Here is a 21,930-nt window from a genome sequence, read left to right as displayed (position 1 = left end):
TCTAAGAGCGCGCCAAAAAAGAATTACTATGTTTAAAAAAATACTCATTGCGAATCGTGGGGAGATAGCCCTTCGTATTATTCGTACCTGCAAGGAGATGGGCATCAAAACGGTGGCTGTATTTTCCACTGCAGACCGCGATAGTTTACATGTACGTTTTGCGGATGAGGCGGTTTGTATCGGCCCCCCTCCTAGTAAGCAATCTTATTTAAGTATTCCTGCTATCATCTCAGCAGCAGAAGTGACTGGTGCTGACGCCATTCACCCTGGATATGGCTTTCTGTCAGAAAATGCAGAGTTTTCTCGTATTTGTGAAGAACATGGAATCAAGTTCATCGGTGCTTCCGCTGAAATGATCAATTCCATGGGAGATAAAGCTACCGCCAAAGATACCATGAAAAAAGCAGGTGTACCTGTCATTCCAGGTTCGGATGGTTTATTGGATACGGTTGAAGAAGCAATAGAATTAGCTAAAGAAATCAAATATCCGGTTATCATCAAAGCAACAGCTGGAGGTGGTGGACGTGGTATGCGTATCATTCGAGAAGAATCGGAATTTGCCAAACTTTGGGATGATGCCAAAATGGAAGCGGCTGCGGCCTTCGGAAACGATGGTATGTACATGGAAAAATTCGTGGAGGAGCCTCGCCATATTGAAATTCAAGTAGTTGGAGATAAATTCGGAACGGTTTGTCACTTATCAGAACGTGATTGTTCCATCCAGCGCCGTCATCAAAAATTATGTGAAGAAACTCCATCACCAGCTTTAACTGACGACTTGCGTACCCGTATGGGAGCTGCCGCAGTAGCAGGTGCAGCGGCTATTCGATATGAAGGAGCTGGAACCATCGAGTTTTTGGTGGATAAAAATGGCGACTTCTATTTCATGGAAATGAATACTCGTATTCAAGTAGAACACCCGATTACAGAAGAAGTAACGGATTTCGACTTGATCAAAGAACAGATTAAAGTAGCGGCAGGAATACCAATTACAGGTCAAAACTATTTCCCGAAATTATTTGCCTTGGAATGCAGAATTAATGCGGAAGATCCAGCCAATGGTTTCCGTCCATCACCTGGCAAAATCACCAATTTGCATTTACCTGGTGGACATGGTGTACGTATTGACTCCCATGTTTACTCTGGCTATACGATTCCTCCTAATTATGATTCCATGATAGCGAAGGTGATTGTGAGTGGACAAAGCAGAGAGGAAGTCTTATTACGTATGAAACGTGCTTTACAGGAATTTGTCATTGAAGGAATTAAAACAACCATTCCATTCCATATTAAATTGATGGATGACCCTGGTTTTCAATCGGGTAAATTCACCACAGCCTTTATGGATACTTTTGATTTAAGCAATTTATAAGAGCTAATAAGGTCATTCAAGGAAGGAGGCAGCTGCCTCCTTTTTTGTTTCTGGACATATATTTTTATTTTTTGATATCTCGCTTGGATATTAGTCTTTGAATTTCTAAATTTGCACTCCCATTTTTCGATTGAATGCCCGTTTAGTTGCAAAATAGGTCATAATCAAATCCTTAAGACAAATTCCGTGGTCTTGATGGTACGATTCAACAGTTAAACAATACTATAGTGGATACTTTAAGTTACAAAACCATCTCCGCCAATAAGGCTACAGTACAGAAAGACTGGGTGGTGGTAGATGCTGAAAATCAAGTTTTAGGACGTTTATGTTCTGAAATCGCAAAAATTATTCGTGGCAAGCACAAGCCTTCATTTACTCCACACGTAGATTGTGGTGATAATGTCATTGTGATCAATGCGGAGAAAGTTCGCTTGACAGGAAAGAAAATGACTGACAAGGTGTACATCCGTCACACAGGATATCCAGGTGGACAGCGTTTTGCTACTCCACGTGAGGTGTTAGTTAAGAACCCACGCGGTGTGATCGAATCTGCGGTGAAAGGTATGTTACCAAAAAATCGTTTAGGACGTGAATTATTCACTAACCTATTTGTATATGCTGGTACCGAGCACCCACATGCAGCTCAACAACCAAAAGAAATAAAGTTTTAACGGACAATATGACCCAAAAATAGGTCAATCCTCAATCAAATGGCAGAATTAACAAGCAAAATCGGTAGAAGAAAGACGGCAATCGCCCGTATTTCAATGACCCCTGGTAAAGGCCAGATTAAAATCAATGGCCGTACGATGACTGATTACTTCCCATCTGAAATTCTTCAGATTGTCGTTAATCAGCCTTTCGCATTAACCAACACATTAGGTTCTTTTGATGTAACCGCTAACGTAGATGGTGGTGGAATCAAAGGACAAGCTGAAGCTTTACGCTTAGCTATTTCTCGTGCATTGCAAACGCAAGACTCGGAATTACGTTCACCTTTGAAAAAAGAAGGTTTCCTAACGCGTGACCCACGCATGGTAGAACGTAAGAAACCAGGTAGAAGAAAGGCGCGTAAGAGATTCCAATTCTCTAAGCGTTAATCCCACATTGCGTGGAAAGGGCTTGTCTGTTGCCGATGCCTTTTCCACATTTTTATTTTTCCTCATTCTTAAACTCAAAAAATGGCACAATTAAGCTACAATGAATTATTAGATGCAGGTGTACACTTTGGACACCTTACCCGTAAGTGGGACCCTAAAATGGCTCCTTACATCTTCATGGAGAAGAACGGGATTCACATCATCGATCTTAATAAAACTCTTTCTTGTTTAGACGAAGCTACTGCAGCCATGCGTACTATCGTTCGTTCTGGTCGTAAGATCATGTTCGTTGCTACTAAAAAGCAAGCTCAAGAAGTGGTATCTGCTGAAGCAGAAAAATTAAAAATGCCTTACGTAACCGATCGTTGGTTAGGTGGTATGTTGACTAACTTCGCGACGGTACGTAAGTCCATCAAGAAGATGTCAAGCATCGACAAAATGTTAAAAGACGAAGTAATCGTTAAAACTCTTGCTAAGCGTGAGCGTTTAATGATGACTCGTGAAGAAGAGAAATTGAAGCGTGTATTAGGTGGTATCACTGAATTAACTCGTCTTCCAGCTGCTCTTTTTGTCGTTGACGTTAAGCGTGAGCACATTGCTGTTGAAGAAGCAAAAAAATTGGGTATCCCTGTTTTCGCGATGTGTGATACCAACTCCAACCCAGATTTAGTTGATTTCCCTATCCCTGCTAATGATGATGCTTACAAGTCAATTGCGGTTATTACAGCTGCTATTGGTAAAGCCATCGAAGAAGGTTTAGCTGAAAGAAAACAAGATAAAGACGACGCTCGTTTGGCTGAAGAAGAGGAATCAAAGCGTATTGCTGATGAGGAATCACAAGAAGCAGCTAAAGTAGCCGCTAAGTACGAAAAAGAAGCAGAACAAGAATAAACATATTCATAAAATGTCAATTACAGCCGCAGACGTTAATAAATTACGCCAAATGACTGGCGCCGGAATGATGGATTGCAAAAAAGCTTTGACGGAAGCCGATGGCGACTTCGAAGCAGCCATCGACATTCTTCGCAAAGCTGGTCAAAAGGTAGCCGCAAAACGTGCTGAAAACGCAACCAACGAGGGAGTAGTACTCGTAGCTCTTTCAGCCGATCATTCTAATGGTAAATTAATCGCACTTGCTTGTGAAACTGAACCAGTTTCTAAAGTTGCCGATTTCAATAACTTAGCTCAAAGCATTTTAGAAGCTGCTGTGAAATCACACGCTCCAAGTGCTTCTGCTCTTTTAGCTGAACCTCTTTCTGATGGTCGTTCAGTAGAAGGACACATCATTGAATTAACAGGTAAAATTGGTGAAAAAATCACTTTAGCTGCCTATGAAAACATTGATGCAGAGAAAATTGTATCGTATATTCACTCCAATAACAAAATCGGTGTTTTAGTAGCATTCGAAGGTGTTGAAGGAACAGACGTAACAGAAGTAGGAAAAGATATCGCGATGCAAATCACTGCGATGAAGCCTGTAGCTTTAGATAAAGATGGTGTTGATGCGGAAACGATTCAACGTGAAATCGAAATCGGAAAAGATCAAGCTCGTCAAGAAGGTAAGCCTGAAGCGATGTTGGAGAAAATTGCCGTAGGTAAATTGGAGAAATTCTACAGAGAGTCTACTTTATTGAACCAACAATTCGTGAAAGATTCTTCGATCAACATTCGTCAGTTGTTAGAGCAAACTCAAAAAGGTTTGACTATCTCAACTTTCAAACGTGTGGCTTTGGCTTAATTCCAAAACTATCGAAATATCAAAAGACCAGCTCTTGTAGCTGGTCTTTTTTTTGCGCCTTAAATTTTTTTAATCCTATGTAAATGAACATCTTCTATTCCTAGAAGTGTATATCCCCTCTTCTGCATTAGGCCTGATTCAATTAAACGAAAATAACGTTTATTCGCTTCATTCAACTTGAGAAAAGATGCTGCCCTAAGCTTTTGATCATCTCGCTGTTCTGTCAATAATTCAAATTGTGATACAATACTTGTTTCAGTTTTCATAGCGGTTACAATGATTACGTGTTTGAACAAAAATATGAAAATTATTGGACTGAATATAATCCGTTAATAAATCGTAATAATCTCTAATTAAATTTCTCAGTTTTACATCCACAGAGAAATCTTCTATTTTTAGTCTTAGCTCCAACAACGCTTCCATATTGATTGGTCTACCATGAGATTTCCATTTACTATTGTTACTGAGTTCTTTGGCTATTTCCTCTGCTCTTAATTCCTTTTGCTCCAAGGTTACAGCTTGGCCCATCCATTTTTGAGAAGTGGAATGAACATCCCAATTTTTAAATTTATATTTTACTAACCATTTTTTCAACAAATCTATGGTCAAATCTTTTGCTTGCTCATAACTCCTTAATTCTGCCAAATCCAAATCTTTAATCATCAAATATTCAGCATCAGTTAATGCCCCTCTAGATGATTTTTCTATGGCTTCATTGACTTTATCCAAATATCCTAAAGCGGCAACCCACTTACCTTCTTTATTTTGAACTTGTGGATCTATTGGCCCTAATACAGAGAAATAATCCATAAAGATATTATCGCCACTCATACAAAATATTGTTCCTGCACTATAGGCATAGCTCGGGATTATAAAATCAACATTCCGATAATGTCGCCTAATAATATTCACATATCTTTCTACTGCAATAGCACTTCCTCCTGGAGTTGTTAAAACGACACATAAGCGGTCTCTTTTTTTCACTTGCTTAGCTAAGTCTTCCATCAATTCCATAATTGAATTTTCAAGGCCATCAACTATTTGTCCATTATAAGAAAATACATCCGCTTCTAAGAACTCCTCTAATGCTAATAGCTTTTCCTTGAGTAACAGTTTAATTGTGTTGTGAACATTAGGTTTCATACAATCTAAAAAAAATATTTTTTCAAACATCCTATTTCAATAGATCATTTCAAATCATCCATCGAAGTAAACATCAAAAAATCAATAAGTTGATTTGACAAATCATTTCGTCCATATCAACTAAATTGAATTTTTATACATAGTAGTCTTTTCTCATTTTCATTAGTCCAAGACATTTTCTAACTTGTATTAGTTTATATCTTTAATTTTCCTTTCTTTTTTAAGCGAATGTCAAAAATCGTAGTCCTAGGCGGAGGTGAAAGTGGCGTGGGGGCTGCCCTGTTGGCCAAACATAAAGGCTTCGACGTATTTTTATCCGATCAAGGGCAATTAAAACCCGAATACCAACAGAGTTTATTGGATGCCCAAATTCCTTTTGAACAAGGAACGCATTCCATGAACAACATACTTGATGCTCAAGAGATTATCATCAGCCCAGGCATACCCGAGAAAAGCCCCATCGTCCAAGAAATCAAGCAAAAAAACATTTCATTAGTATCTGAAATTGAATTTGCTTCCCGATATACCCAAGCTAAAATCATCGCTATCACAGGTAGTAATGGAAAAACGACTACCACGCTTTTAACTTATCATTTATTGAAAGAAGCGGGTTTACAGGTAGGCCTGGCAGGAAATATTGGCCATAGTTTTGCCAAACAAGTCATGGAAAACCAACACGATTATTATGTCTTGGAGATTTCCAGTTTTCAATTAGATCGTTGCTTTCATTTTACCCCAGATGTCGCTGTTTTATTAAACATTACACCAGATCATTTAGACCGCTACGAATACCAATTCGAAAATTACATTCAATCAAAATTTCGGATTTTTCAGAATGCCAAACCGCAAACTACTTGCATCTTTTGGTCTGATGATCCAGTTTGGCAATCACATGCTAACTCGATGCCCCATCAAGCTCAGGTAAAAACCATTAGCTTCGACAATGAGCAAGCCGACATGCTGATTCGACCTGATAAAATCAAAGGATCTTCTCATTTCCAATTAGACCTCAATGAAGCTCCACTAAAAGGACCTCACAATGCCATTAATATGTCGGCCGCCATCCTAGCTGCAGAAGCTGTTGGCATCTCTGCCGAGTCCATACATCAGGCTTTACATACATTTGAAAATGCTCCGCATCGGCTAGAACCTTGTGGTTCATGGAAAGGTATTCAATTTATCAATGACTCCAAAGCAACCAACGTCGATGCCGTATTTTATGCGCTAAATAGTTTCAAACAACCTATTATTTTGTTGATCGGTGGAGTAGATAAGGGCAATGAGTATGAGGTCTTAGATGATTTGGTCAAAGAAAAAGTGAAAGGTATTATTTGCCTAGGAACAGACAATCAAAAATTAGTAAAACATTTTGGCCCCATCTGTTCTTCCCTATTTTCAACCGACAATTTACAAGCTGCCGTAGAAAAAAGTTTGGAGTGGGGACAAGCTGGAGATATAGTATTGCTCTCTCCTGCTTGTGCAAGTTTTGATTTATTCAAAAACTATGAAGATCGGGGAAATCAATTTAAAGCCATGGTAAAAACACTCACCGATGGAAAATAGAATCACCGAATACATCAAATCTAAACTCGCTGGTGATTACCAAATTTGGTTCATCGTCTTTGTCCTAAATGCCTTTGGATTACTGATTCAGTTTTCTGCCAAAGGAAGAATGGTGATGATGAATCCCATGGACCCCATTTTTAGTTTCATCAAATCCATGGTGATTTTGATTTTTTCTTTCATTTTGATGTCCTGGTTTTCACGACAGAACTACCTAAAATTTGCTCAATACAGCCATGTAGCCCTACTGTTCTCTTGGATCTTGATTCTTGTTGCCTTTGTTTTTGGTGAAAGTAAAGGTGGAGCCAGTCGCTGGCTAGAAATAGGACCCATCTCTTTCATGCCTTCTGACATGGCTAAATTGTGTCTGATTGGGAGTCTTGCTAAAGATTTCTCCACACGCCAATCCAACCCCGAAGCCTATAATTGGCAGTTTTTCCTTTGGTTATTAATTAAAATTGGAATCACTTGCTTTCTCATCATGCTATCGAACTTCTCCACCAGCATTTTGATCTTCTTAACCAGTATCATTCTAATGATTTTTGGTCGAGTACCTTGGAAGCAAATTGGCTACATCATAGCCTCAGTAGCCATTTTAGCAAGTTTAGTTGTTACCTTAGAAATAGGTCAAAGAGCCAAAACCGTTAAAGCCAGGATTGCCAACTTTAGTAATCGTGTTGGAAAAAAAGACGGTAAATCCGTCGATAAAAAGGATGAGGATTACCAATTGTATCGCAGTTACTATGCCATTGCCACCGGCGCATTAAGTCCTAAAGGCCCTGGTCGTAGCCAGCAACGCTACTTCCTTTCTCAAGCAGAATCGGATTTTGTTTATGCGATCATCGTAGAAGAGTATGGCATTGTTGTGGCCATTTTCATCCCGCTCTTTTTCCTTTGGCTCATGTACCGAGGTGCCAATGCCGTACGGCATAGCGGTAAACCTTTTGGGGGATTACTGTCGGCAGGCCTCACTTTTTCCATCGTATTTCAAGCATTCATCAACATGCTGGTAGCCGTTGGTGCTGGTCCCGTGACAGGGCAACCCATGCCCATGGTTTCTGCCGGTGGTACCTCCTTGATATTTACAGCCATTAGTATTGGACTTATCTTATCCGTAAGTCGGGATAAAGAACAAGAAACCAAAGATTTAAAAACAATTATTTAGTGAAACCAAAAAGAATCATCATTTCAGGAGGGGGTACTGGCGGACATATCTATCCAGCCATTGCCATTGCTTCTGCCATACAAGAAATAGTACCTCGTTGTGAATTTCTATTTGTGGGGGCAGAAGGCAAAATGGAAATGGAAAAAGTACCCAAAGCGGGCTTTAAGATTGTGGGTTTACCCATTGTGGGGATTAATCGACAACACATGATGAAAAACGTATTGTTTCCTTTCAAATTAATCAAAAGTCTAACCAAGGCCTTGGCTATTTTGAAAGAATTTGAACCTGATATGGCGGTAGGTGTGGGTGGCTATGCCTCCGGACCCATGTTATTGGCTGCTTGGATAAAAGGGATTCCCTATGTGATCCAAGAACAAAATTCATTTGCAGGTATCACCAATAAGTTTTTAGCTTCCAAAGCTCAGCGCATATTTGTGGCCTACCCCAACATGGAAAAATTCTTCCCAAAAGAAAAAATCCAATATTTAGGTAATCCCGTACGAAAAGACCTTATTGATCAAGCTGGTAAAAAAGAAAAAGCCATGGTGCATTTTGGTTTACAGCCCAACAAGCCATGCATTTTAATCATTGGAGGCAGCCAAGGGGCAAGAACCATCAATTTGGCTATTCAGGCAGGACTGGAGACATTGTCCAATTCTCAGGTGCAAATCATTTGGCAGACTGGTATTCCCTTTGAGAAAGAAGCGCAAGCTTCTGCTCAAAGTCAAACTGACCTACATGCTTATGTTTCAGCCTTCATTTATGAAATGGATTTAGCTTATGCGGCCGCAGATTTAGTCATTTCTAGAGCCGGAGCCTTGTCTGTTTCTGAAATCTGTTTAGTGGGGAAAGCCAGTATTTTAGTTCCTCTACCTAGTGCGGCAGAGGACCATCAAACCCAAAATGCCCAAAGTTTAGTTAGCGAAGGAGCTGCTATTTTGGTCAAAGATGTTGAGGCAAAAAACTCCCTGGTTCATGAGGCTATTACATGCCTTCAAAACAAAGAGCTCCTGGCTCAAATAGAAAAACAAAGTAAATCCATGGCCAAACCATCAGCCGCACACGATATAGCCACCAACATTCTAGCCTTGTTGACCCTGCATGAAAAGTAATATTCAACTGAAAGATTTAAAATATGTGTACTTCCTAGGTATAGGAGGAATTGGTATGTCGGCCATAGCCCGTTGGTTTTTACACAATGGTTTTCCTGTGGCTGGTTACGATAAAACAGAAAGCCCACTGACTAAAACCTTAAGTCAGGAAGGCATGCAAATTCATTATACCGATGATATTACCTGCATCCCAAGCAACATTTTAGCCGATGCAGCCCATAGTTTATTCATTTATACGCCAGCTATTCCAGCGAATCATGTAGAGAAAAACTATCTACTAGATTTGGGTATTCCTTTGTATAAAAGATCTGAAATATTAGGTTGGATCACGGAGCAAATCCCTACTTTAGCCGTAGCGGGAACTCATGGAAAAACAACGACATCTTCCCTATTGACGCATTTATTGATACATGCCAACAAAAATGTAACGGCTTTTCTAGGGGGTATTACACAAAATTATGGCACCAACTTTATTCCAAATAAGGAAAAAGATAACATTATTTGTGTGGTAGAAGCCGATGAATATGATCGTTCATTTTTAACTTTACATCCCTATGCGGCGGTGGTTACCTCCACAGATGCCGACCATTTGGATATTTATGGAGCTTCCGAACAAGTGCTTGAATCCTTTCAATTATTTGTCAGTCAAATTCAAGACAAAGGCTTTTTTATTCAAAAAGTAGGATTAGATTTAAGTTCCAACCACAAAAAAGCCACTTTTGGTATAGAATCAGGTGATTTCCAGGCAGTTAATATCCGTATTCAAAACCACCGAATGGTCTTTGATATGCTTTATCCTGAAGGTGAAATCAAGGATATTCCTATGCGCATTCCAGGATTTCATAACATCGAAAATGCCTTGGCTGCTGCAGCTTTAGCTATGCAAGTAGGTTTAACAGGGGAAGAGATCAAAGAGGGAATTGCAAGCTTCTTGGGGGTTAAACGAAGATTTGAGTACCATGTGGAGACGGATGAACATGTCATGATTGATGATTATGCGCATCATCCAACGGAAATTGCGGCTTGCTTAAATTCAGTCAGAGCCTTATACCCCAATGAAAAAATTGTGGCCGTTTTCCAACCCCACTTATTTTCTAGAACGAGGGATTTTTTAGCTGATTTTGCACAAAGCCTTTCTTTGGCAGATGAATTATATTTGCTAGATATTTATCCAGCTAGGGAGTTAGCTATTCCAGGTGTCAGTTCTGAAAAACTATTGGAATTAATTAACTTAGAAAAGAAACAATGTATAAGTAAGGAAGATTTAAAACTTGCGATTCAAGAGCAAAAACCTCGATTATTGGTAACGATGGGAGCAGGAGATATTGACCTACTTTTATCCGATTTAAAAGGCTCACTACAATAAATTAAAACAAAATACATTACATGGCTCTAATCAACACAAGTAAGTGGGCACTAATCAAACGATTAATCAGCTTAATCATCTTGTTGGGCATGGGGATTGCAGCCGTTATTTATTCGGATCTCTCTTATCATGATATCAAATGCACGGGGATCGTTGTCAAACTAGATTCTGAAAATGAAAGACCACTTCTTGGGAAAAAGGACATCAACCAGGTAGTCACCGAACAAGGAACTCGGTATTATGTCAGTAAATACTTACAAAATATTTCCTTGCACCAAATGGAAGAGCGTGTCAAACGTATCCCCTTGGTAAAATCTTGTGAAGCTCATTATGATTTTTCGGGCAAAATCATCATTTCTGTAAAGGAATATAGTCCCATTGCCCGGATTCTGAGAAATACGGTAGGTGAGTCTAATCTGAGCGATCAATACGTTACTCAAGATGGCAAATTCATTGGTACAAGCCCCCTTTTCACACCAAGAATCTTGGTGGTTTCTGGTGCATTTTTTAAGAAGAACCGTAAAAATCTTAGTGATGTCAAGGGGAAACATCTGATTGAACTATTTGAATACATCAATAGTAATGAATTTTGGAGAGCCCAAATATCTCAATTGGAAGTAGCCGAAGATGGTGGAGTGGTGATGATTCCTACCTTGGGTATCACGCGGGTCGACTTTGGATTACCGATCAACATTGACACAAAATTTAAAAAATTGGCCCTATTTTATAAGAAAATTATCCCGAATAAAGGTTGGAATACGTATCGCTGGGTACGCTTAAAATATAAGAATCAGGTTATTTGCGATTATTAGGCAAAATAGCTATTTTTAAACCTTTATGGCTTCCTTGTAGGCTTGAGTAATCTTCAATAACAAATTATGCGGAACGATTTAATCATCGGATTGGACATTGGTAGCTCCTTCGTTAGAGCTGTAGCTGGCAGACAAAATGCCTCTGGAAAATTAGAGATCATAGCCTCTGGTAAAGCCAATACAGTTGGACATATTTTACGTGGTGAAATTGTTAACATCAATAAAACCTCTGCAGCCATTGCAGAAGCCTTAAAAAAGATTTCTGGAGCCCTAGAAGGTAAAAATACCGATTATTATTTCTCCTCGAATTTATCTGGTAGTCACATTAATGTGCAGCCTTATACGAGCATCAAAATTCGCAAAAACCCGAGAGAAGCCGTTTCCATCCAAGAAATACATGCACTGATTGAAGAAGCCAAAAAACCTGTTTTAGAAAAGAATCCATGTTTATTGCACACTCTTCCAATTGGTTTTAAAGTTGATAATTTACCCACGACTACCGACCCGGTAGGTCAAATTGGACAAAAAATCCAAGCCGATTTTATGGTAGTCACAGCTAATCCTGATAAATATGCTTTGCTGGTACAATGCTTAGTAGCTGCCGAGTCTGATCATATCAAAAAGGGAAATGTATATTTCAGTCCGATTGCCGCTTCTACGGCAGTTTTGAGCCCTGAAGAAAAAGAAGAAGGCGTTGTTTTAGTCGATATAGGAAGTGGAACGACAGAAATCAGCGTGTACCAAAACAAAGTATTGGTTCAAGCCAGTGTGTTAAACTGGGGTGGAGATCGCATCACTGAAGATATCCGAATTGGTTTAAATGTTTCGCTTGAGAATGCAGAAGCATTAAAAACCACCTTTGGCTCTGCTATCAGTAAATTGATTGATATCAATGAAGTCGTCATGATTCCAGGCATTGCAGGTCGTAAACCTACACCGGTATCTGTAAAAAACTTGGCCATCATTGTGGAAGAGCGATTGAAAGAATTAGCGGCAAAAATATTAGCTGAAATCAGTAAAATTGGTGACCCTCAATCCTTCAAAAGTGGTATCGTACTTTGTGGTGGTGCTGCACAATTACCTGACATCGCCGAACTTTTCCAAAAAATAACAGACTTAGAATGCCGTGTCGGTGTTCCTATGGTCGTTCAAAATTCACAAGCTTCTGAAGAAATCCATGATCCTTCCTTCGCAACGGCGATAGGCTTAGTTCAGGTATATTATGAACAATTAGATCAAGCTATTCCTACGGAAGATTATGAACCAACCACTATTGGAGAGTCTAGTGGGGAATCAGGAAAAGGCGGTAAAGATAAACCCGGTATTAAAAACATTTTCTCACGCGTAGTGGATGTCCTTATGGGAAGTAATGAAGCTGAAGGAGAATACTAGAAATTTTTGACTACCACAAAAAGCCTCTGTTACAACAGGGGCTTTTTTATGGATAACAGAGAAATTCTTTAACAAAATAAAGCCTTAGATTGGATTATCTAAGGCTTTATGCATTAAACATGCTTTCTATTGTCGACCAAAAATTTGAAACTCCACCAATTGTATCATAATATGTATCACCTTGATGTGAATTTCTTGAATACGGTCTGCAAAACCTTCATGCTCAACCCGTATTTCAGCATCACCCAAATTAGCTAATTTACCACCATCTTTACCTGTTAGTAAGACGACTTTCATTCCCTTTTGTTTTGCGGCAGCAACAGCCTCGATGATACTGGCTGAATTACCACTGGTAGAAATTCCAACTAACACATCGCCCTCCTGTCCTAAGCCTTCAATGAAACGCGAAAAAACATAGTTATAGCCAAAATCATTACTCACACAAGTGATGTGCGATGGGTCTGAAATCGCCATAGCCGCCAAAGCTGGACGGTTTTCACGGTAACGTCCTGAAAGTTCTTCAGCAAAATGCATGGCATCACAATGACTCCCACCATTTCCACAAGAAATAATTTTATGTCCATTTTTTAGCGCATCCACCAATACTTGTGCTGCTGCTTCAATGGCCTGTATTTGTTTGGGATTATTCACAAATCGATCTAATACCGACTGTGATTCTGCCAATGAATTTTGTATTATTTGTTGTACCATAATAAATTCTTCTTTTAAAAATCTCCTCCTGCTCCTCCTCCACCAAAATCACCTCCACCAAATCCACCAAAGTCAAAACCGCCTCCGCCTCCATTTCCACCAAAGCCTCGACCTGAATGTCCACCTCCTAAGAAAATAGGTGGGAAAAACATCCCGCCACCGCCAGTGGAGCCTGGACCAGAACCACCACCTCTATTTTTGATGGCCCGAATGATGGTGATGATAATAAATACTAGCACAATAATGAATACTAGAGGTATTCCATCTTGTTTTTCTCCATCCCCTTCCGATTGAAAAGTACCACTCGCCCGCTGCATCATTTCCGTGGTGGCCGCATCGATACCCCCATAATAATCCCCTTGCTTTAATGCAGGCTTCAATATTCGGTTGATAATACGTTTACAAGTAGCATCTGGTAAGACAGATTCTAAACCTCTACCCGTAACAATCCTAATTTTACGGGTTTCTGATGTAATCAATAAGACTAAACCATTGTTTTTCCCCTCTTGGCCTACACCCCAAGATTTTCCAATTTCCATGGCATAATCGTAAGGATCGGTATTGCCAGTTGTAGGGACAATGACTATTTCCAATTGAGTAGAGGTGCTATCGGCATAGCCCCTCAATTTCTGTTCTAAGTTTTGTTTTTCTTCTGGACTTAATTTATTGGACAAATCGACCACATAGCCGCTTGGCTTTTCGGGAATGCCCGATTGTGCCCAAAGCAAAGGCATAGACAGGCTTAACAAAGCCAAGCCCAAGATACATAAACGTATAATTTTAAGCCCCAAAGGACAACTCATCCGTGAGCTCATTGATATCGTCTTTTTGGTAAGGAAAACTGTTGGTTAATACTTCGCCGATGCGACGAACACCCCAAGCTAATCCTGCTCCTATTTCATTCTTTGCCAAATATGGCCTCATTTCATCGCGTATTGTTTCCCAAAATTCAGGGGATACTTGGGCATCTATCCCTTTATCCCCGATAATGGCATATTTACGATCTTTAATGGCTAGATAAACCAAAACCCCATTTTGTAAATCGGTTTGATTCATACCTAATTGAAAAAAGAGCACCTTCGATCGTTCGATCGGGTGCCCTTCACAATGACTCTCAATATGCACACGAATTTCACCAGAAGTTCCTAATTCAGCTTCTTTAATGGCTTGAATAATCTCAGCTTGCTGTTCCTGGCTAATGTGCATCCTTATTTCTTCTCGTCAAAATTAACTTCTGGAGCTTTTTCTGCACCAGCTTCTGCTTGGAAAAATCCTTTTTCAGTAAATCCAGAGAATGAAGCAATTAGATTATTGGGGAAAGTAACTACTTTGCTATTGTAAGATTTAACCGATTCATTGAAACGATCTCTTTCTTCTTTAATGCGGTTTTCTGTTCCTTCCAACTGTGCTTGTAACTCTGAGAAATTCTCTGTGGCCTTCAACTGAGGATAATTTTCAGCAACCACCATCAAACGAGACAAAGCTCCACCCAAAGAGGATTGAGCGGCTTGGTATTTCTGCATATTCTCAGGACTCAAATCCTTAGCATCCAATTTCATTTGAGTAGCACTAGCACGTGCTTGAATCACGTCTGTCAAGGTTGATTTCTCAAAATTCGCAACCCCTTGTACGGTCTTAACCAAATTAGGAATCAAATCAGCACGACGCTGATATGCTGACTGTACATTAGCCCATGACCCTTTTACTTCTTGGTCACTAGTAGCTAATCCATTACGCACTCCGACTCCCCAAAAAATCACAAGAGCAATGACGCCCAAAGCAATCCAAAGTTTTCTGTTCATTGTTGATATTGTTTTAAAAATTTTGCTCTGCAAAGGTATACAAATTAACATCTGTCCTTTGCAAATTTCCATTAAAATGCTTTTTAAAGGATAAATGTTCCATTTTCCTGACAAATGTAAGATTCCTTATTTAAATGTCCCTCTGGGCAATGACAAAACGATCTTTCCCATGAAAATCTTGTTTCAATTCCACGTTTTTCCATCGATTAGTTGAAAATAGAGCTTTCGTTTCCTGACCCAATGCTTGATTAATCTCTAACATGATCCATCCATCCTGTTTGAGATGCTTGGAAGACATACTTTCCAATACCTGATAAAAAATCAAAGGATTCGCATCCGGAACAAACAAAGCTAAACCCGGTTCAAAATCAGTCACATGCTTATCCATTTGAGATGCTTCTTGAAACATCACATAAGGAGGATTAGAAACAATGATATCCCATGTTTCAGAATTGCTGCGAGCAGACCATTGAAATACATCTTGTAATTCGATGGAGACCTTTGCTCCAAGAGATGTTGCATTCTGCATCGCTTGCGTTTGGGCTTCAGGAGATATTTCCCAAGCCGACACCTGGGCTTGCAGAGCTTCCAATGCTATGGAAATTGCAATGCAACCTGAGCCAGTGCCTACATCTAAAACCTTACAGGTGGTCTTATTAGGAGTTATTTTTCCCAAAACCAAATCCACTAATTCCTCCGTTTCAGGCCTTGGAATCAACGTATGTGGATTTAATCCAAAAATACGGTCTCGAAACCAGCCTTTCCCGAGTACATATTGCCAAGGTTCATGTGTGGCCAATCTAGCCAACACTTGTTCCCAATCCTTCGGCTGTTCCACTTCTTTACCAAGATGACAATCCATGCGTGTGGCACCCGTACTCATTTCCACCAATAAATAAGCAATTGCTTCTACTTCTTGTACAAAATATAAGGATTGAATGGCTGACTTCACTTGGCGTACTAAATCAGCAGCTAAAATGGGCATATACATGAATTATAGCCACAAATTACGTAATATTTTTTTTAGAAATGACCTCCAAGACCCACTAGTATTTTTGCTATAATTGTATATATTTGAAATCCGTATGGAAAAAATTGAACTATTTCAATGCAATAACCTTGAATCCTTATAAATTAATTTGAATATGAACATTAACCGTAGAGAAGCTGTACAGCGTGTGGTCATGTTAATGGGTGGTGTTGTTTCTGCCCCTGCCATGGCTGGACTGCGTGGAGAAAAGTTAAACCAGGGTGCATTTGTACGTATTACTGCTGAACAAGAGTCTTTGTTAGCTGAAGTGGTCGATGTCATTATCCCGAGCACGGGTACACCTGGAGCCAAAGCCGCTGGCGTAGAGAAATTCATTGTTCGGGTAGTACGTGATTGTTACCCCAAAGCAGACCAAGAACATTTTTATGCTGGTTTAGCCAAATTAGAGGCCAATTGTCAGGCCAAAACAGGTAAATCATTTGCTCAAGCCAGTGCAGTTGAAAAGAAAGAAGCCTTAACTGGTATTATGTTGGAATCTGATGCAGAAAGAACTGCTAACCGGGGCAAAAAAGCGCCAACTCCTTTCTTTTTCATGATGAAAGAATTAACCACTACGGGTTATTTCACTTCTGAAATAGGCGCGACCAAAGCCTTGGAATATCTTTCTATCCCAGGGAAATTTGATGGATGTATGCCAATGACACCAGGACAAAAAACGTGGGCTCTTTAATTTTCATGTCAAGACTAGAATAACGATGAACTTAAATATAGATTCAATAAAAAATCAAACCTACGATGCCATCATTGTAGGATCAGGAGTATCAGGTGGATATGCTGCCAAAGAATTAACGGAGAAAGGTTTGCGTGTGTTAGTCCTAGACCGCGGTCGTCAAATGGAGCACGTAACCGGTTATACTCCGAGTTACAAAGATCCTTGGGACTTTAAATACAATGGTTTATTAACCAACGAACAAAAGGCTAGTCACCCGAAATTAGCGCGTGATTATCCATACAACGAGATGACGGAAACCTATTGGTTCAATGATTCCGACTCCATGTATAAAGAAGAAAAACGTTTCGACTGGTTCCGTCCTAATATCGTAGGAGGAAAGTCCATCATGTGGGGACGCCAGACCTATCGTTTAAGTGATATCGATTTTGAGGCTAATGTAAAAGATGGTATTGCGGTAGATTGGCCTATTCGATATAAAGACATTGCGCCTTGGTATTCTTACGTGGAAAAACACGTGGGTATTTCAGGAGAAGCCTTGGGTTTACCTCAATTGCCTGATTCGGAATTCTTAAAGCCGATGGACATGTATTGCGTAGAAAAAGAAGTAAGAAAACGCATTGAGAAAAACTTCCCAGGACGTAACATGACGATCGGTCGTGTGGCTAACTTATCTGAAGCGAAACAAGCGCAATTGGGTATCGGACGTAGTGCTTGTCAATACCGAAATAAGTGCCGTTTAGGTTGTCCATATGGTGCCTACTTCAGCTCTCAATCTTGTACTTTGCCTCCAGCAGCTAAAACAGGTTTAATGACGCTTCGTCCAGATTCATTGGTATCGGAAATTCTATATGATGAGCAAAAACAAAAAGCCAAAGGCGTACGTGTGATTGATACTGTTACCAAAGATGTGCGTGAATATTATGCAAAAATCATCTTTGTTTGCGGATCTACCGTAAGTACTACAGCCTTGTTATTGAATTCTAAATCACGCCGTTTCCCGAACGGTTTTGGTAATGATTCAGGAGAATTAGGCCATAATTTGATGGACCACCACTTTAAAATTGGCGCTAGTGGAGTTTGGGAAGGAGATGAAGATAAATACTACATCGGTCGTAGAGCCAATGGTATCTACATTCCTCGTTACCGCAACATTGGTAACGATAAGCGTGATTATTTACGTGGATTTGGATACCAAGGAAGTGGTTCTCGTCAGGGCTGGAACCGTGGAGTAGGTGATTTGAACTTCGGTATCGACTACAAAGAATCTATGACAAAACCAGGTCCGTGGATGATGGGTTTAAGTGGTTTTGGGGAGACCTTACCATACCATGAAAACAAGATGTATTTAGATGCGAATACCAAAGATAAGTGGGGATTACCAGTCGTGGTATTTGACGCCGAATTCAAGGAAAACGAGAAGAAAATGCGTAAAGATATCATGGAAGATGCTCGCGAAATGTTGGAAAGCGCTGGCTTGAAAAACGTGAGAGCCTTTGATAATGGTTCCTATCCAGGTATGGCCATCCACGAAATGGGAACGGCACGTATGGGTCGTGATCCTAAAACGTCGGTATTGAATGGCAATAACCAAGTACATTCAGTAAAAAACGTTTTTATCACAGACGGAGCAGCTATGACATCCGCATCTTGCGTAAATCCTTCCTTAACTTACATGGCATTGACAGCCCGCGCGGCCGATTTCGCTGTGAAGGAAATGAAGAAACATAATTTATAAGTTGATTTTTTCAATGAAATGTGGGCCATACCAGCCCACATTTTTTTTCACAAGACCATGAAAAAAAACATCTTTTACCTCTTTTGCTGTTTAACAGGCAGCCTTTTTAGCATGAATGCACAGGAAAAAAGCTATCCAACCATTGGTAAAATTCATCGATTGGATCCCGCATTAGACAAATTACTAGACATCAGTTCGCCCATCGAAATCTTGGGTACTGGTTATACGTGGTCAGAAGGGCCAGTATGGGTGAAAAAGGGGAATTATTTACTCTTTTCAGATGTACCTGAAAATGTCATTCACAAATGGGCTCCTGGCAAAGAAGTAGAAGTGTTTTTAAAACCGTCTGGCTATACGGGAACTGTCCCATATTCGGAGGAACCTGGAGCCAATGGGTTGATTATCAACAAAAAAGGAAATTTAGTTTCTTGTGAACATGGCGACAGAAGGATAGCTGAAATGCCTTTGGACAATCCTGCCAAAAAGAAGACCTTAGCTCACATATATGAGGGTAAAAAATTGAATAGTCCAAATGATTTGGTGCAACACAGTTCAGGGGATTATTACTTCACAGATCCACCTTATGGTTTACCTGGCCGAGGAAAAGATGAACCAGCCAAAGAATTGCCCTTTCAAGGAGTTTATCGATTAAACAATAAAGGCGAGTTGAGCTTGCAAGTCAAAGACATGACCCGTCCGAATGGCTTGGCTTTTAGTCCTGATGAGAAAATCTTGTATGTTGGCCAATCAGACCCGAAAGGTTTAATTTGGAAAGCATTCCCGGTCGACAAAGACGGTAATTTGGGAGAAGGTAAAATCTTTTTTGATGGTGCGGAATTAGCTAAAAGTGGCTGGCGCGGAGCACCTGACGGATTTAAAATTGACAAATCGGGTAATTTATGGGCTACAGGGCCAGGTGGGGTGCTAATTATTAGTCCGGAAGGTAAGCTTTTAGGCAGAATAGAAGCGGGCAGTGCCACGGCTAACGTTGCTTTTGGTGAGGATGGCTCTACCCTATTCATCACAGCCGATATGAATTTACTGAGAGTAAGAACGAAGACGAAAGGGATGGGCTGGTAAGGGAATTATAAATTATAATTTATAGATTATGAATGCCTGAATGATTTCATTCATACCGCTGTTCGACATATGTTATGTCGAACCACAGATTCATGGGATTTATAATCCCAATCAATGGTAACATAGAATAGCATCTACACAACCGCTGTTCGACATATGCTATGTCGAACCACAGATTCAAGGGATTTGCAATCCCAATCAATGGTAACATAGAACAAAATCTATACTGATGAATGAGAATCGAAGATTCTTTTTTATCTACAATTCGACATGCCTTTTAGAACATGTCGAATAGCATACTAAGGAAATTATAATTTATAGATTATGAATGCCTGAATGATTTCATTCATACCGCTGTTCGACATATGTTATGTCGAACCACAGATTCAAGGGATTTATAATCCCAATCAATGCTAACATAGAACAAAATCTATACTGATGAATGAGAATCGAAGATTCTTTTTTATCTACAATTCGACATGCCTCTCAGAAAATGTCGAATAGCATACTAAGAGAATTATAAATTATAATTTATAGATTTTGAATGCCTGAATGATTTCATTCATACCGCTGTTCGACATATGTTATGTCGAACCACAGATTCAAGGGATTTATAATCCCAATCAATGGTAACATAGAACAAAATCTATACTGATGAATGAGAATCGAAGATTCTTTTTTATCTACAATTCGACATGCCTTTCAGAACATGTCGAATAGCATACTAAGAGAATTATAAATTATAATTTATAGATTTTGAATGCCTGAATGATTTCATTCATACCGCTGTTCGACATATGTTATGTCGAACCACAGATTCAAGGGATTTGCAATCCCAATCAATGGTAACATAGAACAAAATCTATACTGATGAATGAGAATCGAAGATTCTTTTTTATCTACAATTCGACATGCCTTTCAGAACATGTCGAATAGCTGAATTTTTTTTGAAATAATATAATTCAAGATGACCTTGGAAAAATTTTCAAGTTAATCCAAAATTAAGTTTTGATTGGAAGCGCTGAATTACAAACATTTAATTCTATTTTTATGAAATATGCCAGCTTGATCTAACCCATTTGGCTTATTGACAAAAGGCATTCAAACCCAGAGGATAACAAAAAAACATATGTCTAAGAATCAAATCATAGCTAAGTGGAAATACATTTTAGCAGGGTCCCTCCTGTGTTTGTTGTCATACTATACTTATGGACAAGGCTGTAGCGATGCTGGCTTTTGTACGATCAACAGCTTTAAACCGAATGGAGGAGAGCCCATTAAAAATCAATTTAAAATTGGGGCTTTTGTGGGCAAAGGAGACAACGCTATTTCTGTCTATGGAAATTATGTAGAATATAATAGGCAGTTGAGCAAGAATTTTGGACTAGATGCTAAATTAACTACACTTGCACAAAGTGGAAATGGAATATCCACATTTGGAATATCCGACTTTTTTTTAAATTCCAATTATCAAGCTAGTGATAAAGTAAAATTCACTTTAGGAGCTAAAATACCTTTGTCGAACGCCAATAAAACCTCTTCCCAAGTTCCACTTCCGATGGACTATCAAGCTAGTTTGGGAACATTTGATGTAATTTTTGGTATAGGTTACGATTTAAAAAAAATACAAGTAGTGGCAGCTATCCAACAACCTGTAAGTCAAAACGAAAATCAATTTATTTCGACTAATTTTCCCGCTAATTCCATGTTGAGGTCATTCCAGACAACAAACAAATATCAAAGAAGCGGGGATGTTTTATTGAGAATATCCTATCCTATACAAGTAAGTTCTAAACTGAAATTGACAGCTAGTGCATTACCTATTTATCACTTAGCTAATGATAAGTATAGCGATGAATTGAATGTGGTAAAAGAAATTAAAGGTTCAAAAGGACTTACGCTCAATGGCAATGTGTATTTTGACTATGAAGTAAATAGTAAAAATTTCCTTCAACTCAATCTAGGCGCACCTTTCATTGTAAGAGATGCACGACCAGATGGTCTGACAAGAAGTTTTATTGCGAATATTGAATACAGGATAAAGTTTTAATAGCCTTTTGTCTTCTATTGAATATTACGGTTTATGAATGATGCATTTAATTGCAACTATGGAGT

General features: G+C 39.3%; 21 protein-coding genes. 15 read left to right on the top strand and 6 right to left on the bottom strand.

Annotated features, from left to right (window positions below; genetic code table 11):
- Positions 1–28: 28 nt before the first annotated feature.
- The 5 genes from accC (at position 29) to tsf (ending at position 4,210) form a co-directional block, all read left to right on the top strand.
- The gene (gene accC / locus G9H65_RS07050; RefSeq protein WP_166374642.1) at positions 29–1,372 is read left to right on the top strand and encodes an acetyl-CoA carboxylase biotin carboxylase subunit; all 1,344 of its coding nucleotides are present in this window, start codon (positions 29–31) and stop codon (positions 1,370–1,372) included.
- 227 nt (positions 1,373–1,599) lie between these two features.
- On the top strand, positions 1,600–2,043 hold the full coding sequence (gene rplM, locus G9H65_RS07045; protein WP_109322237.1) for a 50S ribosomal protein L13: 444 nt from the start codon (positions 1,600–1,602) through the stop codon (positions 2,041–2,043).
- A 39-nt stretch (positions 2,044–2,082) separates the two neighbouring features.
- Positions 2,083–2,472: a 30S ribosomal protein S9 gene (gene rpsI, locus G9H65_RS07040; RefSeq protein WP_109322236.1), complete on the top strand. Its 390-nt coding sequence runs from the start codon at positions 2,083–2,085 to the stop codon at positions 2,470–2,472.
- A gap of 81 nt (positions 2,473–2,553) precedes the next feature.
- Entirely contained in the window at positions 2,554–3,363 is an 810-nt protein-coding gene (rpsB, locus tag G9H65_RS07035) for a 30S ribosomal protein S2 (protein WP_166374641.1), read from the top strand.
- Between the two features lie 13 nt (positions 3,364–3,376).
- The gene (gene tsf / locus G9H65_RS07030; RefSeq protein WP_166374640.1) at positions 3,377–4,210 is read left to right on the top strand and encodes a translation elongation factor Ts; all 834 of its coding nucleotides are present in this window, start codon (positions 3,377–3,379) and stop codon (positions 4,208–4,210) included.
- A gap of 255 nt (positions 4,211–4,465) precedes the next feature.
- Here the strand turns inward: tsf and G9H65_RS07025 are convergent, their stop codons facing one another.
- Positions 4,466–5,383: an SDH family Clp fold serine proteinase gene (locus G9H65_RS07025; RefSeq protein ID WP_205753269.1), complete on the bottom strand. Its 918-nt coding sequence runs from the start codon at positions 5,381–5,383 to the stop codon at positions 4,466–4,468.
- Positions 5,384–5,581: 198 nt separating this feature from the next.
- Here G9H65_RS07025 and murD point away from each other — a divergent pair, with 198 nt between their 5' ends.
- The 6 genes from murD to ftsA all read left to right on the top strand — a co-directional run bounded on the left by murD (position 5,582) and on the right by ftsA (position 12,763).
- Complete coding sequence (gene murD / locus G9H65_RS07020; RefSeq protein WP_166374639.1) at positions 5,582–6,916, top strand: UDP-N-acetylmuramoyl-L-alanine--D-glutamate ligase; 1,335 nt, start codon at positions 5,582–5,584, stop codon at positions 6,914–6,916.
- Positions 6,906–8,081, top strand: a complete 1,176-nt coding sequence (locus G9H65_RS07015; RefSeq protein WP_166374638.1) for an FtsW/RodA/SpoVE family cell cycle protein — start codon at positions 6,906–6,908, stop codon at positions 8,079–8,081. The genes murD and G9H65_RS07015 overlap by 11 nt, the downstream gene beginning before the upstream one ends.
- Positions 8,081–9,193, top strand: a complete 1,113-nt coding sequence (murG, locus tag G9H65_RS07010) for an undecaprenyldiphospho-muramoylpentapeptide beta-N-acetylglucosaminyltransferase (RefSeq protein WP_166374637.1) — start codon at positions 8,081–8,083, stop codon at positions 9,191–9,193. Before G9H65_RS07015 ends, murG begins: the two co-directional genes overlap by 1 nt.
- Complete coding sequence (murC, locus tag G9H65_RS07005; RefSeq protein WP_166374636.1) at positions 9,183–10,559, top strand: UDP-N-acetylmuramate--L-alanine ligase; 1,377 nt, start codon at positions 9,183–9,185, stop codon at positions 10,557–10,559. The genes murG and murC overlap by 11 nt, the downstream gene beginning before the upstream one ends.
- Before the next feature lie 20 nt (positions 10,560–10,579).
- A complete protein-coding gene (locus tag G9H65_RS07000) occupies positions 10,580–11,371 on the top strand; it encodes a cell division protein FtsQ/DivIB (RefSeq protein WP_166374635.1) in 792 nt (263 codons plus the stop codon).
- Positions 11,372–11,437: 66 nt separating this feature from the next.
- Positions 11,438–12,763: a cell division protein FtsA gene (ftsA, locus tag G9H65_RS06995; RefSeq protein WP_166374634.1), complete on the top strand. Its 1,326-nt coding sequence runs from the start codon at positions 11,438–11,440 to the stop codon at positions 12,761–12,763.
- Between the two features lie 126 nt (positions 12,764–12,889).
- On the opposite strand, the gene lpcA is transcribed toward ftsA, so the two are convergent.
- The 5 genes from lpcA to prmC form a co-directional block, all read right to left on the bottom strand.
- Entirely contained in the window at positions 12,890–13,474 is a 585-nt protein-coding gene (gene lpcA, locus G9H65_RS06990) for a D-sedoheptulose 7-phosphate isomerase (protein WP_166374633.1), read from the bottom strand.
- A 14-nt stretch (positions 13,475–13,488) separates the two neighbouring features.
- Positions 13,489–14,208, bottom strand: a complete 720-nt coding sequence (locus tag G9H65_RS06985) for a TPM domain-containing protein (protein ID WP_235927475.1) — start codon at positions 14,206–14,208, stop codon at positions 13,489–13,491.
- A 46-nt stretch (positions 14,209–14,254) separates the two neighbouring features.
- Complete coding sequence (locus G9H65_RS06980; RefSeq protein ID WP_166374631.1) at positions 14,255–14,680, bottom strand: TPM domain-containing protein; 426 nt, start codon at positions 14,678–14,680, stop codon at positions 14,255–14,257.
- Positions 14,681–14,682: 2 nt separating this feature from the next.
- Positions 14,683–15,276: a LemA family protein gene (locus G9H65_RS06975; protein WP_166374630.1), complete on the bottom strand. Its 594-nt coding sequence runs from the start codon at positions 15,274–15,276 to the stop codon at positions 14,683–14,685.
- Positions 15,277–15,406: 130 nt separating this feature from the next.
- Complete coding sequence (prmC, locus tag G9H65_RS06970; protein ID WP_166374629.1) at positions 15,407–16,261, bottom strand: peptide chain release factor N(5)-glutamine methyltransferase; 855 nt, start codon at positions 16,259–16,261, stop codon at positions 15,407–15,409.
- A 166-nt stretch (positions 16,262–16,427) separates the two neighbouring features.
- On the opposite strand from prmC, the gene G9H65_RS06965 reads away from it, so the two are divergent.
- The 4 genes from G9H65_RS06965 (at position 16,428) to G9H65_RS06950 (ending at position 21,865) form a co-directional block, all read left to right on the top strand.
- Entirely contained in the window at positions 16,428–16,997 is a 570-nt protein-coding gene (locus G9H65_RS06965) for a gluconate 2-dehydrogenase subunit 3 family protein (protein WP_166374803.1), read from the top strand.
- A gap of 25 nt (positions 16,998–17,022) precedes the next feature.
- Complete coding sequence (locus tag G9H65_RS06960; RefSeq protein ID WP_166374628.1) at positions 17,023–18,735, top strand: GMC oxidoreductase; 1,713 nt, start codon at positions 17,023–17,025, stop codon at positions 18,733–18,735.
- Positions 18,736–18,792: 57 nt separating this feature from the next.
- A complete protein-coding gene (locus G9H65_RS06955) occupies positions 18,793–19,815 on the top strand; it encodes an SMP-30/gluconolactonase/LRE family protein (protein WP_166374627.1) in 1,023 nt (340 codons plus the stop codon).
- Between the two features lie 1,129 nt (positions 19,816–20,944).
- Positions 20,945–21,865: a hypothetical protein gene (locus G9H65_RS06950; protein ID WP_166374626.1), complete on the top strand. Its 921-nt coding sequence runs from the start codon at positions 20,945–20,947 to the stop codon at positions 21,863–21,865.
- Positions 21,866–21,930: the final 65 nt, after the last annotated feature.

Origin of the sequence: Aquirufa ecclesiirivi, assembly GCF_011250515.1 — a bacterium.
In the GTDB taxonomy this organism is placed as follows: domain Bacteria; phylum Bacteroidota; class Bacteroidia; order Cytophagales; family Spirosomataceae; genus Aquirufa; species Aquirufa ecclesiirivi.
Note: the sequence above shows the minus strand (reverse complement) of the source record. Positions and strands in the feature narration are given on the sequence as shown.